The sequence below is a fragment of the Amycolatopsis sp. NPDC051903 genome (assembly GCF_044452505.1).
Lineage (GTDB): Bacteria > Actinomycetota > Actinomycetes > Mycobacteriales > Pseudonocardiaceae > Amycolatopsis.
Map to the genome: position 1 here is coordinate 20,333 of NZ_JBITBT010000054.1, position 15,796 is coordinate 36,128.

General features: G+C 69.7%; 14 protein-coding genes and 1 pseudogene. 8 read left to right on the plus strand and 7 right to left on the minus strand.

All coding sequences use genetic code 11. The annotated features are described in order from the left end of the window. Positions 1-25: 25 nt before the first annotated feature. The gene (locus ACIA77_RS48355; RefSeq protein ID WP_395892969.1) at positions 26-463 is read right to left on the minus strand and encodes an SRPBCC family protein; all 438 of its coding nucleotides are present in this window, start codon (positions 461-463) and stop codon (positions 26-28) included. Between the two features lie 452 nt (positions 464-915). On the opposite strand from ACIA77_RS48355, the gene ACIA77_RS48360 reads away from it, so the two are divergent. Continuing rightward, entirely contained in the window at positions 916-1,263 is a 348-nt protein-coding gene (locus ACIA77_RS48360) for a TraR/DksA family transcriptional regulator (RefSeq protein ID WP_395892970.1), read from the plus strand. Between the two features lie 136 nt (positions 1,264-1,399). On the opposite strand, the gene ACIA77_RS48365 is transcribed toward ACIA77_RS48360, so the two are convergent. Together ACIA77_RS48365 and ACIA77_RS48370 are read right to left on the minus strand one after the other, a co-directional pair. Next, positions 1,400-1,921 carry an MmgE/PrpD family protein gene (locus ACIA77_RS48365; protein ID WP_395892971.1) on the minus strand — a complete coding sequence of 174 codons (522 nt, stop codon included), beginning with the start codon at positions 1,919-1,921 and terminating at the stop codon, positions 1,400-1,402. Between the two features lie 41 nt (positions 1,922-1,962). Then, on the minus strand, positions 1,963-3,393 hold the full coding sequence (locus ACIA77_RS48370; RefSeq protein WP_395892972.1) for an aldehyde dehydrogenase family protein: 1,431 nt from the start codon (positions 3,391-3,393) through the stop codon (positions 1,963-1,965). Positions 3,394-3,897: 504 nt separating this feature from the next. Here ACIA77_RS48370 and ACIA77_RS48375 point away from each other — a divergent pair. From ACIA77_RS48375 to ACIA77_RS48390, 4 genes are all read left to right on the plus strand, one after another. Beyond that, positions 3,898-6,264: an amino acid permease gene (locus tag ACIA77_RS48375; RefSeq protein ID WP_395892973.1), complete on the plus strand. Its 2,367-nt coding sequence runs from the start codon at positions 3,898-3,900 to the stop codon at positions 6,262-6,264. A gap of 158 nt (positions 6,265-6,422) precedes the next feature. Beyond that, positions 6,423-7,076, plus strand: a complete 654-nt coding sequence (locus ACIA77_RS48380) for a hypothetical protein (protein WP_395892974.1) — start codon at positions 6,423-6,425, stop codon at positions 7,074-7,076. Positions 7,077-7,508: 432 nt separating this feature from the next. Next, positions 7,509-9,203, plus strand: a complete 1,695-nt coding sequence (locus ACIA77_RS48385) for a SulP family inorganic anion transporter (protein WP_395892975.1) — start codon at positions 7,509-7,511, stop codon at positions 9,201-9,203. A gap of 3 nt (positions 9,204-9,206) precedes the next feature. Further along, a complete protein-coding gene (locus ACIA77_RS48390) occupies positions 9,207-9,587 on the plus strand; it encodes a hypothetical protein (protein ID WP_395892976.1) in 381 nt (126 codons plus the stop codon). Between the two features lie 283 nt (positions 9,588-9,870). Here the strand turns inward: ACIA77_RS48390 and ACIA77_RS48395 are convergent, their stop codons facing one another. Continuing rightward, positions 9,871-10,230, minus strand: a complete 360-nt coding sequence (locus tag ACIA77_RS48395; protein ID WP_395892977.1) for an HPF/RaiA family ribosome-associated protein — start codon at positions 10,228-10,230, stop codon at positions 9,871-9,873. 102 nt (positions 10,231-10,332) lie between these two features. Between ACIA77_RS48395 and ACIA77_RS48400 the strand changes: the two genes are divergently transcribed. Next, the gene (locus ACIA77_RS48400) at positions 10,333-11,082 is read left to right on the plus strand and encodes a methyltransferase (RefSeq protein ID WP_395892978.1); all 750 of its coding nucleotides are present in this window, start codon (positions 10,333-10,335) and stop codon (positions 11,080-11,082) included. 198 nt (positions 11,083-11,280) lie between these two features. On the opposite strand, the gene ACIA77_RS48405 is transcribed toward ACIA77_RS48400, so the two are convergent. Continuing rightward, positions 11,281-12,732, minus strand: coding sequence for an amidase (locus ACIA77_RS48405; protein ID WP_395893000.1), 1,452 nt, complete (start codon positions 12,730-12,732; stop codon positions 11,281-11,283). Positions 12,733-13,116: 384 nt separating this feature from the next. Then, complete coding sequence (locus ACIA77_RS48410; RefSeq protein ID WP_395892979.1) at positions 13,117-13,695, minus strand: TetR/AcrR family transcriptional regulator; 579 nt, start codon at positions 13,693-13,695, stop codon at positions 13,117-13,119. Positions 13,696-13,785: 90 nt separating this feature from the next. Here ACIA77_RS48410 and ACIA77_RS48415 point away from each other — a divergent pair, with 90 nt between their 5' ends. Together ACIA77_RS48415 and ACIA77_RS48420 are read left to right on the plus strand one after the other, a co-directional pair. Further along, positions 13,786-14,232, plus strand: coding sequence for an anthrone oxygenase family protein (locus tag ACIA77_RS48415; RefSeq protein WP_395892980.1), 447 nt, complete (start codon positions 13,786-13,788; stop codon positions 14,230-14,232). A gap of 107 nt (positions 14,233-14,339) precedes the next feature. Continuing rightward, positions 14,340-15,524: a cytochrome P450 gene (locus tag ACIA77_RS48420; RefSeq protein WP_395893001.1), complete on the plus strand. Its 1,185-nt coding sequence runs from the start codon at positions 14,340-14,342 to the stop codon at positions 15,522-15,524. Here ACIA77_RS48420 and ACIA77_RS48425 read toward each other — a convergent pair. After that, positions 15,521-15,784 (minus strand): annotated as a pseudogene (locus ACIA77_RS48425) (hypothetical protein); the annotation flags it as partial. The gene ACIA77_RS48420 and the pseudogene ACIA77_RS48425 overlap by 4 nt on opposite strands. Positions 15,785-15,796: the final 12 nt, after the last annotated feature.

Consider the following 15,796-nt stretch of genomic DNA (forward strand, 5'->3'; position numbering starts at 1 on the left):
TCCACACCGATCCCGGAGGGCGGTGTCAGGTGAACAGTTTGCGCAGGCCTTCGATGCCGGTGCCGTAGACGCCTTGGGCGAAGGTCTGGGTGAGTTCTTCTTCTTGGTCGGCGTTGGCGTCGTATTCGGCCCACCATTCGACGAAGGATTGGTCGGTGTCGGTGATGGGGGCGACCCGGACGGTGGAGATGTAGCGGCGGACGCCGAAGGGGTTGGCGCCGGTGAAGGTGTAGGTGAGGGTGCGGCCGGGGTCGTCGAGGACGAGGAGTCGTTCGTCGAAGGGGTCTCCGCCGTCGGCGAGGGTGAGCCGGCGGACGGCTCCGACCTGCCCGTCGGTGCCTTGGACGATTTCGCTGTGTCCGATGGCGGCGAGGAAGTCGGGGATGTCGCCGAAGGCGCGGACGCGGGCCCAGACTTGGTCGGCGGGTGCGGCGACGACTCCGCTGGCGTAGGGACGCGGCATGGTTACTCCAAGGTGTCGGTGAACGATTTCGATGCCGGCGCATCACGGAAGGGCTCCCCGGCGGTGACGTCCGGCCGCAGCGTGGCCGCACGCCGCGCCGGGGTCAGCCCGACCCGGCACGCCGTTGTGCTGTCTGGTGGTGACTCCGTCCGCCACATCATCGGAGCCCATGATCCTCAACTCCGCTCCGGTGCGCGGTGTCTCAGGTCATGAGTCTTCGTTATGGGTACCCCGGCGGCAGGCCGTTTGTCCCGCGCTACCGGCGGCCGGGCTACGTCCGATGGACCAACCACGTCCCGAAACGCGCAGGTCACGACGGGAAAGGCGATGGCGCGGATGCGTCGTGGGTTGAGCGGGCTGCACGATGGTAGGGGTGGTGCTTGCACCCGGTGTCGGGCTCCTGGAGGTGGTTGTGGTGTGGGGGCTGGTCGTCGCGCGGCGGGTTGTGCGTCATGGATGAGCGCGCCGCGATGGAGCTGGTCGAGCGGGCGCGGTCCGAGACCGCGCAATTGGCCGCCGCGCTGGCGCGGCAGCGAGACGAGATCGTGGCGTCGTCGGAGTTCACCAGTGGCGACGACGAACACGACCCGGAAGGCGCCACCATCGCCTTCGAACGGGCGCAGGTCCAGGCACTGCTGACGCAAGCCCGAGACGAACTCGCGGCACTCGACCGAGCAGCCGAGCGGGTGCGCGCCGGCGTCTACGAGGTTTGTGAACGCTGTGGCGGTCCGATCGCCGAAGGCCGGCTCACGGCCCTGCCGGCGACGCGAACCTGCATCGCCTGCGCAAACCGAAGGTGACGCGAACACCCGACGGCGACGCGGCGATAGCCCTGAACCAGCACCAGTCCACGGGGCGTGGCGTTACCCGCAAGTCCGAGATCGTGCCGGCCGTGGTTTGACGGCCGACTTCGACCCTCTTCGAGGTGCAGTTCGCTCACCCGTCGAGGGGCCGCTGAGGCCGAGCAGGTGCGCCGAAGGTCCCCAGGATCTTCGAGCCGGGCCGGCCGCGCACGACCATCGGGACGATCGACCGCGCTCCCAGCAGGGACATCACCTGCGCGCCGGCGACGACGGCGGTGAGCACCTCGCGCCCGGGCGCCCGCACTGCTTCGCCGAACGCGAGGGCCGTCGGCACGACCGGCGAGCCGAGGTGGCCCGCCAGCGTGTGGACGTCGTCGAACTCGCTGCTGTCGGCGAGGGTGGCGTTGGCGAACGCGGCGTAGCTCGCGGCCGTTCTGACGCCGGAGTGGGCGACGGTCGCCTCCGGGGCCGCGCCCAGTGCGGTGACCAGCCGGAGCTCCGGCTGCACTGCCGGTGAGGTCGCGCCCGCGAGCTGAAGACCGAGCTGATCGAGGATCAACAGCTTCGCGGCTTCGACGGCGTCCGGTGGGACAGCCGCCGGGTCGAGGTCGGCGACCCAGGTGCGGAGGCGAGTCGCGAGGGTGTTGTCGGGCATTCGGATTCCCTTCGGGAAAGGCGACGGCCGCCGCGGCCGGGTCAGCGCTGGATCGCCTTCACCTCGGTGAACTCCTCGACGCCGAGGTGCCCGAATTCGCGTCCGTTGCCGGACTGCTTGTAGCCCCCGAACGGCGCGAGCGGGTTGAACGGGGCGCCGTTGACGTCCACCTGGCCGGTCTGCAAGCGGCGCGCGACCGCGAGGGCGTGCTCCGGCTCCCCGAAGACCGCGCCGGTGAGCCCGTAGATGCTGTCGTTGGCGATGCGCACGGCGTCTTCCTCGTCCTCGTAGGGGATCACGCACAGCACGGGGCCGAAGATCTCCTCCTGCGCGATGGCCGCGCCCGGGTCCACGTCGGCGAACACCGTGGGGCGGATGTAGGCGCCGGTTTCGAAGCCGGGAACCCGGCCGGGGCCGCCGGTGACCAACGTGGCGCCTTCGGCGATGCCGCGCTCGATGTAGCCGTTGACGCGCTGCCACTGGCGTTCGGAGGCGAGCGGGCCGACGCGGGTCGCTTCATCGCTGGGGTCGCCGAGGGTGAACTCCTGCGCGACGGCCGCGAGCAACCGCGTGATCTCCGCCTGCCGGGACACCGGGACGATCATCCGGGTCCACGCACCACAAACCTGGCCGCTGTTGACGAACGCGGTCTCGGCGGTCTTGCCGACTGCCAGCTCCAGATCGGCGTCGTCGAGGACGACGCTGGCGGACTTGCCACCGAGTTCGAGCGCCACGCGCTTGACCTTCTCGGCCGCGAGCACCGAAATGCGCTTGCCGACGGCCGTCGACCCCGTGAATGTCACCATGTCGACACCGGGGTGTGCGGCGATCGCCTCGCCGACGATCGGCCCGGTGCCGTAGACGACGTTGAAGACGCCGTCGGGGATGCCGGCGGCCGCGACCGCCGCGGCGAGAATCCCCGCGGTCAGCGGCGCCAGCTCCGCCGGCTTGAGGACCAGGGTGTTGCCGGCCAGCAGCGCCGGGGCGAGCTTGGTCATGATCTGCTGCAACGGGAAGTTCCACGGTGTGATGGCGCCGACCACGCCCACCGGTTCGCGCACGACCAGCGAGTTCCCGATCTCCTTCTCCCAGGCGATTTCGCCGGCGATACCGGCGGTCGTCATCGCGACCATCGGTGGCAAGCCCGCCTGCGCGGCACGCGCGAGCGAGATCGGCGCGCCGATCTCGGCGGTCACGGCTCGGGCGATCTCCTCCGCCCGCGTCGTGAGCTGGGCCGCGAGGTCGGTGATCAACGACGCGCGGTGCTGAGGCGTGGTGGCAGCCCAGCCGGCGAGCGCGGCGCGCGCGACCGCGACGGCGGCGTCGACGTCGGCGGGCGTCCCGCCAGGCGCGGTGGCGATCACCAGACCGGTGGCCGGGTTGGTGACGGGGATCGGCTGGCCGGTCGCGGGGACGGTGCGGCCGTTGATCCAGTGCCCGGTGATGGTGAAGTCAGTCGAATTGTCGCTCATACCGACCACGATCGGCGCCCGGCGGCTGCTCATCCATGTTCGATCTATCCCTGGCTGAGCGTGGCCTGCGTGGGGCCGGCCGAAGCCGGACGGGGCAGGCACCGCCGAGGGCCGCGAGCAGCAAGTGTCCGTGCAGAGGGGGAGTCGATGGGCGGGGCGAGCAGTCATCCACTGTGGACGAGGCGGTACTCCTCGCGTGGGGAAGCGGCGTGGCACGTGGAGTGGTCGACGGGCGGTTCGCCGTGTCCGCGTCGGTTCGAGCCCGACTCCGCCCGCCCATCCGTCCAAAACGGACAACTCAGGGCCAATTAGTAGCGCAGTGTGCCGAAGCGTCTGCGAGCAAACCGCGCTCTTGACGAAATATTGACGAACTTTTCGATAATTTTGACGTTTCATGACTGTTGAAGAGAAGGTAACTCTCGGCTTGAGATTTGCCGGGGTAAAAATGGAATTGACCGGCGTCAACGTCGTGTCAAAACCGCTGTTTCTTGGCATTCTGATGGGGTGACGCAATCCGAGGAACCGGTGCGCCGACTGGAGCCGGGTGCGCTCGGATACGCGATCAAGCGCGTGTTCCTGGGCAAGCCCCTCATCACGGCGCGGTTGACGCACGAACGGCTGTCGAATACGACCGCCCTGGGCGTGTTGTCCCCCGACGCGATCTCATCGTCGGCGTACGGCACCGAGCAGATCCTGGTCGAGTTGCTGCCGTATGCCGGGCTTGCCGCATTCAGTCTGGTGCTGCCGATCACCGGGGTGATCCTGGTGATCCTGGTGCTGGTCGCCGCGTCCTACCGGCAGGTCGTGATGGCCTACACCCGTGCCGGCGGGTCGTACGTCGTCGCCCGGGAGAACTTCGGGCCGCGGGTCGCGCAGGTCGCCGCCGCAGCGCTCCTGATCGACTACGTCGTCACGGTCGCCGTGCAGACCTCGGCCGGCACGGTGGCCGTGGTGTCCGCGATTCCGTCGCTGGGGCCCTACAGCCTCGAGATCACGATCGGCGTGGTCGTCCTGCTCTGCTACGCCAACCTGCGGGGCCTGCGCGAGGCCGGGCGGCCGTTCGCCGTGCCGACCTACCTGTTCTCGGTGCTGCTGGTCGCGATGATCGTGGTCGGGCTGGTCAAGGCGGCCACCGTCGGGTTGCCGACCTACGACTCCGCCAGCCTGCCAGGCGCGATACCGGTGCGGCAGGGGTCCGGCCTGGTGGAGGGTGCCACGATCCTGGTGCTGCTGCGCGCGTTCGCCAACGGCGGCTCCTCGCTCACCGGCGTTGAAGCGATTTCCAATACGGTCTCCGCTTTCCGCAGTCCCCGCGGTCCCAATGCCCGCAAGGTCCTCGTCGCGATGGCGACGATCCTCGGCTTCCTCGTGGGTGGCGTGTCGCTGCTGGCGTACTTCACCCACGCGACGCCGTACCAGAGCGGGTACCCGTCGGTGGTTTCGCAGGAAGCCCGCGCGGTGTTCGGCCACGGCGCCTTCGGGCAGGTGATGTTCGCCGCGATCCAGACCGCGACCGCCCTGATCCTCTACACCGGGGCCAACACCAGCTTCAACGGCTTCCCGTTCCTCGCCAGCTTCGTCGCCAGCGACCGCTTCCTGCCCCGGCAGCTGACGACCCGTGGCCACCGGCTGGTCTTCTCCAACGGCATCCTGGTGCTCACCGTCCTCGCCGTGGCGCTGTTGCTGTTCTCCGGCGGCACGGTCACCGCGCTGGTGCCGTTCTACGCGATCGGGGTGTTCACCGGGTTCGCCATGGCCGGGTACGGGATGACGAAACACCACCTGCGGCTGCGGGAGCGAGGCTGGCGGTTCAACCTCGGCGTCAACCTCGCCGCGGGCATCTTGTCCACGGTGGTCGTGGCGATCTTCGCCATCGCCAAGTTCACCGAGGGCGCCTGGCTGGTCGTCGTGGTCTTCCCCGTGCTGGTGTTCGTGCTGATCCGGCTCAACCGCGAATACCGCGCGGAAGCGGCGGTGCTCGAGCGGATCACGGCCGACCGGGCCAATCCCACCAGGTACGCGCGCCACCAGGTCGTGGTCTTCGTCAACACCATCGACGTGGCGGTCATCCAAGCCCTGCGCTACGGCAGCAGCCTCCGCCCGGACAAGGTGACCGCCGTCCACTTCGTCATCGACGCCCAGGCCGCCGAACGGCTCCGCGCCCGCTGGGAAGAGCTCGGCATGAACACGGCGTTGCGGCTCATCGACGTCCCCGACCGGCGGATCGCCCGCGCCGCGTACACCCTGGTGCAGAAGATGATCGCCGCCGCGCCGAGGACGGGGATCACCGTGCTCCTGCCCCGGCGCAGCTACGCGCCGCTGCTGGGCCGGCTGTTGCACGACCGCACCGCCGACCGCATCGCCCGGGTCGTCAGCCGGATCCCGCACGCCGCCGCGACGATCGTGCCCTACGACGTCCAGACCCGGATCCGCGCGCAGATGCCGACCCTGCCCGAGGAACACATCACCACGGTCGTCGAACGCTTCCTCACCCGCACCGGCTCGGCGCACCCCGGCGATTCCGCGACCACCGATGACCAGCCCGCCGCTGAACCCGGCAGCACTCCCATCGCCGACCTGCGGCCCGACACGACCGCGACGGTCGACGGCCGGCTGCACGAGCTGGCCCTCAGGAAAGACGCCCCTGGCCGCGGCGCCGTTCTGGCCGGGCAGCTCGTCGACGCCTCCGGAACGCTCACCCTCGAATTTCACCAGGCTCACCCCGATCTCGAACCCGGGCAGCGCCTGTGCCTCACCGGACGCGTCCAGCCGGGCCCGCCCCTCGTCCTGCGTGATCCCGCCTACCGGATCCTCGAAGCGACCCGCGACACCGAAGAGCACTCGGACACCGGTTCCGGCGGGCGTGACTGATCACCTCGAACCCCGTCGCCAACCTACGGCTCCGCTGATCACGCCACCATTGCCGGTGGTGATCCATGCAGGTGAACTCGGTTTGCGGGAAGGCTTTTCGAAGGACGAGTTGAGGCATTCCTCGCGTCTCGCGAGGCTGGTTCTGTCACCATCGGTTCATGGGGGATAGTCCGGATGACGACGGGCCGTGGTACTGGAATCCCGAGCGGGGTCGCATGCAGCGGCAGCCGCCAGTGGTGTCCGCCGCGCGTTTCGGGACAGTGCGGACGCGGCCCGAGTCGCGGTGGCGGCGGTTCACTGGCAGCATCGCAGGGTTCTTCCGGCGGCACCGGAAGGCCTGCCTCGTCGCGCTGGCGGTGGTCGTGGTGGCCGCCGCCATCTTCGCCGGCCGATTGGCTTTCACCGCGCCGGCCGTCAACGTCACTGCGCCTACCGGGAAGGCGGCCCAGCCGCTGCCCACTTCCGCACTCCCGTCGACTGCCTCCGCTCCGTCGCCCGCCCCGCAGATTCCTGCCACCAGCGCGGCGGCGGCGACCTCGACGAGTGACCACTACGACGAGGGTGTCTGCCTGAGCGGCACCATCCCCGACACGAGCGGCGTCGAGGTCCCTGCCGGTGACCTCACCGAGGTGCCGTGCTCGTCGAAAGCCGCGCACTACAAGGTGATCCACGCGCTCACCGGCACCAGCGATCTCCACCAGTGCGACACCTACCGCAACCCCCGCACGCCGTTCTCCTTCGGCGAGCAGTACACGATGAACGGCGTGCCAGTGGAGCAGTACGTCTACTGCATGATCGAGGTCAAGAAGTAGCACTGAGGCCGTGGACCGGATCGCTTTTCCTCGGCCAGCTCCGGGAAGTGGGGCACGTGCCGCCGGACATCTCCGCCGACCGCTCGAGCACGGCGGCGCGCCGGCCGGCGCGTCCATCGCGGCGAGCGTCTTGCCACCCCGTCTGAACTCGGTCACGACGAGATCGAAGTGCGTGGTGTCCACGTTGGGCATGGCTCTCCTCCTGGATGTGCTGTGCAGCGCGGCCCGGGTGAGAACCGATCAAATGTACGTACATTTAACGTGGGGGATGAACGGCCACTTGACTGCGAGTCGGTCGCGGCAGCAGCGGCAACCTCGCGCCGGCGGGTCGATGCCCGGTTCCGTCAGGGCTCGCTCAACGCATCGCACCAGCAGCCGCCCGGCGGGGGTGAGGAGCTGCGGCGATTCCGGCCGGCTGCCACAATTCCTCAGATGCCCCATGAGGACGCGCCGCCTCCGAGCGCCGCCCGGCGGGTCCCGTTGCTGGCCGGGATCGTGCCGATCCGGCGGCGTGCCGCGGGGTCCGACGCGCTCGCCGGTGTCACGCTGGCCGCGCTGGCCGTCCCCGAGGTGCTCGGTTACGCCAAGATCGCCGGGATGCCGCCGGTCACCGGCCTGTACACGATGCTCGCGCCAGTGGTGCTGTTCGCGTTGTTCGGCGCGTCCCGGCACCTGGTGGTCGGCGCGGACTCGGCGACCGCGGCGATCCTCGCGGCCGGTCTGGCCGGGCTGGCCGTTCCCGGGTCGGCCGGCTACGTCCGGCTCGCCGGCACGGCCGCGTTGCTGGTCGGCGCGATGCTGCTGCTGGCCCGGCTGATCCGGCTCGGCTTCCTGGCCAACTTCCTGTCCCGCACGGTCCTGGTCGGCTTTCTCACCGGCGTCGGCATCCAGGTCGCGGCGGGCCAGCTGCCCGACATGCTCGGTGTGCCCGCCGTCGGCAGCGAGACCGTGCCCAGGCTGATCAACCTCGTTCGCGGTCTCGGCCACGTCAACGTCACGACCGCGTTGGTGTCCGCGGCCGTGGTCGTCGTGGTCGTCGGGATCGGCCTCGTGGCGAAGAAGGTGCCGGGCGGGTTGATCGCCGTCGTCGGCGCGATCGTGGTCAGCGAGCTCCTCGACCTGTCCGCGCACGGGGTCGCCGTGCTGGGTGTGGTTCCCCAGGGCGTCCCGCACGTCGCGCTGCCCTCCTTCGACCTGCCCGACATGTCCACGTTGCTCGGCATCGCGGTGTCGATGTTCGTGGTGATCCTCGCCCAGAGTTCCGCGACCTCGCGCGCGTACGCAGCCCGTTACGAGGAAACCGTGGACGAAGACGCCGATCTGGTCGGACTCGGCACCGCGAACGTGGCCGCGGCGTTCACCGGCACCTTCGTCGTCAACGGCAGCCCCACCAAAACGCAGATCGTGGACGGAGCGGGCGGCCGTAGCCAGATCGCGCCACTGGCCGCTGGGGTGGTCGCCGTGGTCGTGCTGGTTTTCCTCACCGGTCCGCTGGGCGCGCTGCCGCTGGCGGCGCTGGCCACCGTCGTGTTCCTGATCGGCGTCCACCTGATCGACGTCGCCGGGATGCGCCGCATCTTCCGGGTTCGGCGCGCGGAATTCGTGGTGGCGCTGCTGACCGCGGCCGCCGTGGTTTTCACCGGCGTCGAGCAGGGCGTCGTGCTGGCCATCGTCGTGTCCATCGTGGATCACCTGCGGCACAGCTACCGCCCGCACAGCGGCGTTCTGGTCAAATCACCGGCGGGCCACTGGCAATCCGAGCCGGTCACGCCCGGCCGCCGCACGACCGAGGGCATGATCGTCTACCGCTTCGGCAGCAGCCTGTATTTCGCCAACGCCATGCGGCTGGGCACCGATGTGACCACCCTGCTCACCGGCGGCCGCGCCGTGGCCTGGTTCTGCCTGGACTGCGCTGCCGTCGGCGACGTCGATTACACCTCGGCCGGCGTGTTGTCCACGGTCGCCAAAGGCCTCGATGCGCGCGGCACGCGCCTCGTGCTCTCCGGCGTGCTGCCCGAGGTCCGCGCGCAACTGGACCGGTACGGGCTGACCCGGACGATCGGCGCGGACAGCTACTTCGCCACCGCGGGCGCAGCGCTGGACGCGTTCGACGAGCGAAAGGCCTGACCCATGACCACCGTGACCTGGCTCGACGAACCCCAGCACCACGACTACCCGGCTGCCGCCGCCTACCTCACCCTGATCGCGGGCGCCGACCTCGTCGACCACCTCATCGAAGAACTGCGGGACGGCCGCAACGCCGCCTCCTTCAAGGCCAAGGACATCCTGCGCGCCGCGGGCCTGCCGCTGCTACCGGCCGACAACCCGCACGTGAGCTCCGATCTGCGCAAAATCCACGACCACAAGGATCTCTCGCCGATCCTGCTGGTGCGCGGCGACCTGCGCCGCGGTATCGCGTTGCACATCGCCGACGGCTACCACCGGGTGTGCGCGAGTTACCACACCGACGAGAACACCGACATCCCTTGCCGAATAGCGCCGGCGGTCTGACTGCGCGTCGCGGCCGGCCCGCCCAGCCGTCGTCATCACGCGGGGCACTGGCGAATCCGGTTTGCCCAGTGCGCTCTCGCCTGGCTTGCCCCCACCAACTCCGCCAGCGCGTAATCGCGGGCGCCAAGGTCTGCCGGCTCGGTACCGACGAGGTGATGGACACGTCGCCCTGGGTCTGCACGCGACCCGGGCGGACACTGAGCAGAAGCTGGTCCTGCGGAACCGGTTCCCGGACAAGTGCGGGCTCATCCGCCCAGCCGCTCGACCGGAGCCGATCACCCGCTCAGCTGGTTCCGTCCTCCTTCATGTGCCGGATGGTTTCGCCGCCCTTGTGGTGGCCCGCGCGGCCGAACAGCGTTTCCAGGACCCGCTCGAGTTTGTGCACGGCGCCGTTGAACGCTTCGGCCACCGAGCCCGCGTAGTTCGTGACAGCAACCGGCTTCCGCCCGGCGGGGTGGGCTTCGATCACGCAGCGCAGGTCTTCACCGTCGGTGCCTTTACCCATTTCGTCGCTCAGGTGGACGTTCAGCGTCGTCAGGTGGTCGCTGAACCGCGCCAGCTTCGAGGTGAGCTCGGCTTCGAGGCGCTCGAGCAGTTCCTCACCACCGCGCAGGTTGCTGTCCGTGCTCATCTGGATCTGCATTCCGTGCTTCCTTTCTCCGAACCCGCCGCGGTCTGCGAAGCCGCGCGGCCAATTCTCCAGAAGCCCGCACGAACGAGCCAGTGCACTGCATAAGGTGCCGACATGGCCGAAACCGACCCGCCAGCCCCACGCCCAGCCAGCCCCGCTGACTACACCCCGATGGTCACCGAGGAGCACGCCGAGCGCATCCGGCACTGGCATGAGAAGGCCTACAACAGCGGGAAAGCGGAAGCCGGCCCGGGTCGAACGGTCACCTACCTGGGCCGGACGTTGGTCATCCCGCCCGAGGTCATGCCCATCACGGGCGTGTCCCACCTCCTCGGCGAGGCCGTCCTGGCCGAGGTCCACGAGAGCGACCGCGTGCTGGACATGGGGACCGGAAGCGGCGTCAACGCCATCCTCGCGGCCTCGGACGCCGCCGACATCCTGGCGGTCGACATCAACCCCGGCGCTGTCGAGGCAGCCCGGCGAAACGCCGCGCGCAACGGCGTCGCGGATCGGGTCGAGGTCCGTCGCAGCGACGTGTTCAGCGCTGTCGACGGCGAATTCGACCTGATCGTCTTCGACCCCCCGTTCCGGTGGTTCGCCCCTCGGGACCGGCTCGAGGCCGCGATGACCGACGAGAACTACCGCGCGATGACCGAGTTCTTCGGCGCCGCGAAGCGCCACCTCACCCCGACCGGCAGGATGCTGATCTTCTTCGGCACCTCCGGCGACCTGGCCTACCTGAAGCACCTGGCCGACCGGGAAGGCTTCAGGACAGAGGTCGTCGCCCAGGAGGGCTTGGAGAAGGACGGCTGGCGGGTCGACTACTTCACGTTCCGCCTGACCCAGGACTTCCCGTCACCGTGACATCCACCCCGTCACAAAGCCGGAAACGCACCACGAAGCCCGACGACGGTGTCGTGACCACGGGCCGCGATCGAGCCACGTCAAGGGCGACACGAATACGGCGGCACAAGGCAAGTGCGGCGACGAGGCCGATGTTCGCCACCGGCGTGTCCGTCCACATCGCAGCACGGCTGCTCGGACCCGCCTTGCCAGTACGCCCTATTCCGGTGCCTGGAAGCCGCCGATCTTCTGTTCGAGCAGTTCCGCCAGCAGCAGCGGGGTGCGGTCCTCGAACGCCGGACCGATGAGCTGCACTCCGACCGGCAGGCCCTCGGGGGAGCGGCCCGCGGGTATGGCGGTGGCGGGCAGGCCGGGCGTGGTGGCCAGACCGGCCCAGACGAGCTGGTCGAAGTACGGGTACTCGACGCCGTCGATGTCGAGGCGCCGTTCCATCGGATTGGGGGTGTGGTCGTGCGGGAACGCGGGCGTCGGCGTGATCGGGCACACCACGGCGTCGAACTCGGCGAACAGCTGCCGCCAGCCGTGGCGGTGGAGTTCGCGGCGGTAGTTCGCCTCGAGCCAGTCGTGGTGGCTGAACGCCATGGCGCGCAGCCGCACGGCGTCAAGACTCTGGTCGCCCGCGCTCAATCCGGTGGCGCGGGTCCGCAGCTGCTCGTCCGATTCGATGGGAAAACGCGCGACGGAGCCCGAAATCAGCAACTGCATGTACAGCGTCGCGGCTTCGGTCAGATCCGGCAGCCGCGGGCTGTGCCGTTCGACGTGGGCGCCGCCGTCGGCAAGCGCGGCGGCCACCCGGTTCACGGCGGCCCGCACGGCGGACCCGGTCGGAATGAGCGGATGCTCGTCGAGGACCAAGACCCGGAAATCACTGAGCCGCTCGTGGCGGGCGGGCGGCAGTGCCAGCCGGTGCGCGACGCCGAGCGTCAGCGGGTCCGGTCCGGCCATGACGTCGAGCAGGAGCGTGAGGTCGTGGGCGGTGCGCGCCATCGGACCGACGACGGCGAGGTCGAAATCGGCCGGCAATGCCGGCGCGGACGGCGGGACCATCCCTCGGTTCGCCGCCAGCCCCAGTGTCGGCTTGTGCGCGTAGACACCGCAGAAGTGCGCGGGGGTGCGCAACGAGCCGGCGAGGTCGGAGCCGATGGACAGCGCGCCGAATCCGCACGCCAGGGCCGCCGCCGACCCGCCGGAGGACCCGCCCGAGGTACGACCGTGATCCCACGGGTTGGTGGTGGTGCCGTAGATTTCGTTGAAACTCTGGATGTCTTGCAGCCCCAACGGCACGTTGGTCTTGCCGAGCACCACCGCGCCTGCGGCCTTGAGCCGCGACACCTGCACCGCGTCCTCGGCCGGCACGTAGTTCCGGTGCGGCGGCATGCCCCACGTCGTGGGCAGCCCGGCGATGTTGTAGGACTCCTTGACCGTCACCGGAACACCGAGCAACGGCCGATCCTCGCCGCGGGCGCGCGCCTGGTCGGCACGGCGCGCGGCGGCCCGCGCACGGTCGAAGTCCGGCACGCAGATCGCGTTGATCACCTTGTTGTCGCACTCGATACGGGCGATCGCCACGTCGGTCACTTCCACCGAGGTCACGTCACCGGCGCGCAAGGCAGCCGAAAGGTCGTCGGCCGCGAGAAAACTCCAGTCCATGAATCCGAAGCTATCGGCCTGCCGCAGAGGCCATGAAACGCAATTTTCTGCAATAGGGAAGTCGAACGGGCCATGTGCACCGGCGAAGTCGCGCACTCGTTCTGCCATCGGGAATGGCCCACCGCAGCTCACAGCGTCGACAGTGGGCCAACTCCACCGGCATCGGCCACGAAATGCCGCGTCGGGCAACAGGACGGATGTCTCAATTCTTGTCCGCTGACCATTGATGTTCCCGAACCACGGGTCCTGCCCGAAACATCGTTTGCCGACGGGCAATCGTCGTCCTGTTCCCCGACGTCCGCGCCGCATAGCGCTGCTCGAACCCTGCAGTTGGTTCAGTCAACGGTGCGTTCGGTGCCCGGTCTTGCCCGCAGGGGCGGTGTGTCAGAGCAGGGGGAGCCGGTCCACCAGTAGCTCGATCCTGCGTTCGGCGTATTCGGGTGGCAGCCGTCCGGCGCGGGTCAGGGTGGCCAGGCCGTGCAGGGACGCCCAGAACAGCTCGGTGAACAGTCCCGGGTGGACGCCGTCGCCGGCGACGGCGCCGAGGGTTTCGAGCAGGGCGGCGAAGGCGTCTTTCAGTGGCTCCGGGGTGTCGTCTTTCGCGAACGTCAGGCCGCCGTCGAGCTGGAACATGGCGTCGTAGACGGCCGGGTTGTGTTCGGCGAAGTCGAGGTAGGCGCGGGCGAGGGCGGTGACGCGGGTGCGCGGGCCGTCCGTGGCGGCGGTCGCGGCGCGCAGTGCCGTGGCCATCTCAGCGGCGCCCTCGAGGGCGACGGCGCCGATGATCTCGCGCTTGCCGCGGAAGTGGCTGTAGAGGACCGGCTGGCTGTATTCGATGCGCTCGGCGAGCAGGCGGGTGGTGACCGCGTCCCAGCCCTGCTGCTCGGCGAGTTCGCGGGCGGTCGCCACGATGAGGCGCTCGCGGTCCGCCCGTTCGCGCTGTTTGCGTTCCTGTACCGACATGACTCGATCCTAGCACTGCTAGACAATCGAGCGACAGTAGTACTAGCGTTGCCTCATCAGCTAGCAACACTAGATTCCGGGAAGGTCGCCATGTTCAGCGCACTCGAGGTCGTCACCGTCGTGGTCGTCGGGGTGATGGTGGGGGTGGAGTTCTCCGTCGCCTTCGTCGTCAACCCGATCCTCAACGGGCTCCCCGACGACAGCAACCAGCTCGGCCGCGCCCACGGGGGCCGGATGCTCGGCGCGCTCATGCCGTTCTGGTACGTCGGCTCGCTCGTCCTGAGCGCGGTCTGGGCCATCGCCGGATGGCATCGGCCCGGCACCGGCCTCGTCGTCCTCGCCGCCGCGCTGCTGATCGTGAGCGTGATCATGTCGCTGCTGCTGCTCGTCCCGATCAACAACCGGGGCAAGACGTGGACCCCCGAGAACCGGCCTGGGGACTGGAAGGAGCAGATGAACCGCTGGGACCGCTACCACTACGTCCGCGTCGCCGTCCTCATCGCCGCCTTCGCCCTGCTGGCCGCCGCCCTCACCTGACTGGCATCGCGCGGTGCACATTCCCCGCACCCCGGGCGACGGCGCGGTCGACTTGGTGCGTTCGCACGTCACTTGGCCGCCCAGCGTGAGAAAGTGCCGTGGTGAACATGCTCGCAGAGCTGCTCGACCCGAGGAATCGCGCCGACCCGTACGCGGTGTACTCCGGGTGGCGGGAGAAGGCGCCGGTTGTGAGGGCCGGCGGGCCGTTCGTGGTGCTCGGCCACGGCGAGGCCGAGCAGGTGCTGCGGGGCGCCGAGTTCGGGCACCCAGCTCCGGAAGTCGTCGACGGCGGCGATCCGGACCACCCCGTCGACGCGCGGGGACGGGTGGTGCGTGCGTTCGTGTACCTCAACCCGCCGGACCACACCCGGCTGCGGCGGCTGGTGTCGAAGGCGTTCACACCACGCGTGGTCGAGGAGCTCAAGCCGCGGATCGAGGCGCTGGCGGCCGAGGCGGTCGACCGGATCCTCGACGCCGGCGGGGCCAACCTGATGGCGGCCCTGGCCGTGCCGCTGCCGGTGACGGTGATCGCCGAGCTGCTGGGCGTGCCGCTTGAAGACCGGGAACGCTTCGGCGACTGGTCGGCGGCGATGGCGCGGGCCTCGGATCCCGGGTTCCTGCTGCCGCCGGGCGTCGGCGAGCGGGCCGCGCAGGCGCGCCGCGAGTTCATCGCCTACTTCCGGGACCTGGCCGCCGAGCGGCGCCGCAAGCCGGGGGAGGACCTGTTGTCCGCGCTCGTGGCGGTGTCCGACCAGGGGGAGACGCTGAGCGAAGGCGAGCTGCTCGTCACGCTCACCCTGCTGCTCCTCGCCGGGCACGTGACCACCACGAACCTCATCGGCAACGGTGTGCTCGCCCTGTTGCGTCACCCCGAGCAATACGCCGCGCTCTCGCGCGACGCCTCACTCGTCGACGGGGCGGTCGAGGAGATCCTGCGCTACGACTCGCCGATCCAGCTCGCCCCGCGCACCGCGCTCGACGACGCGAAGCTCGGCGACGTCGAGCTGGCCGCGGGCGACTCGGTGCTCGTGCTCGTCGGCGCGGCCAACCGCGACCCCCGCGCGCACCACGCACCCGACACGTTCGACATCACGCGCCCGCCGGCGCGGCACCTGGCGTTCGGGCACGGCATCCACTTCTGCCTCGGCGCCCCGCTGGCCCGGCTGGAAGGCCGCACGGTGCTGCGGGAGCTCGCACGCCGCGCACCCGGGCTGCGGCTCGGCGGCGAGCCGGAATGGGCGGCCACGGCGACGCTGCGCGGGCTCAGCGTCCTGCCGGTCACCGTGGCCTAGCGTCGCTCGGGCGCCTCGTCGCCGGCTGGATCCACCGATCGCGAGAAATCAGTCAGGCAGGGCTGGGCGTCCAACAGATCGGCCGGCGCGCTTTCGAGGGTGGCCTGAGCCGGCTCGACCGCGAACAGCCAATCGGCCTGGCAGGGATTGGTGTTGACGAGGCTGGGGTCATTGGTCAGAGCGTCGTTGACCGTGCGGATCCTCCCGGAGAGCGGGGAGATCAGCTCGTTCACGCTCTTCACCGAGTCATTGTCGCCACAGGCCGTGCCGGC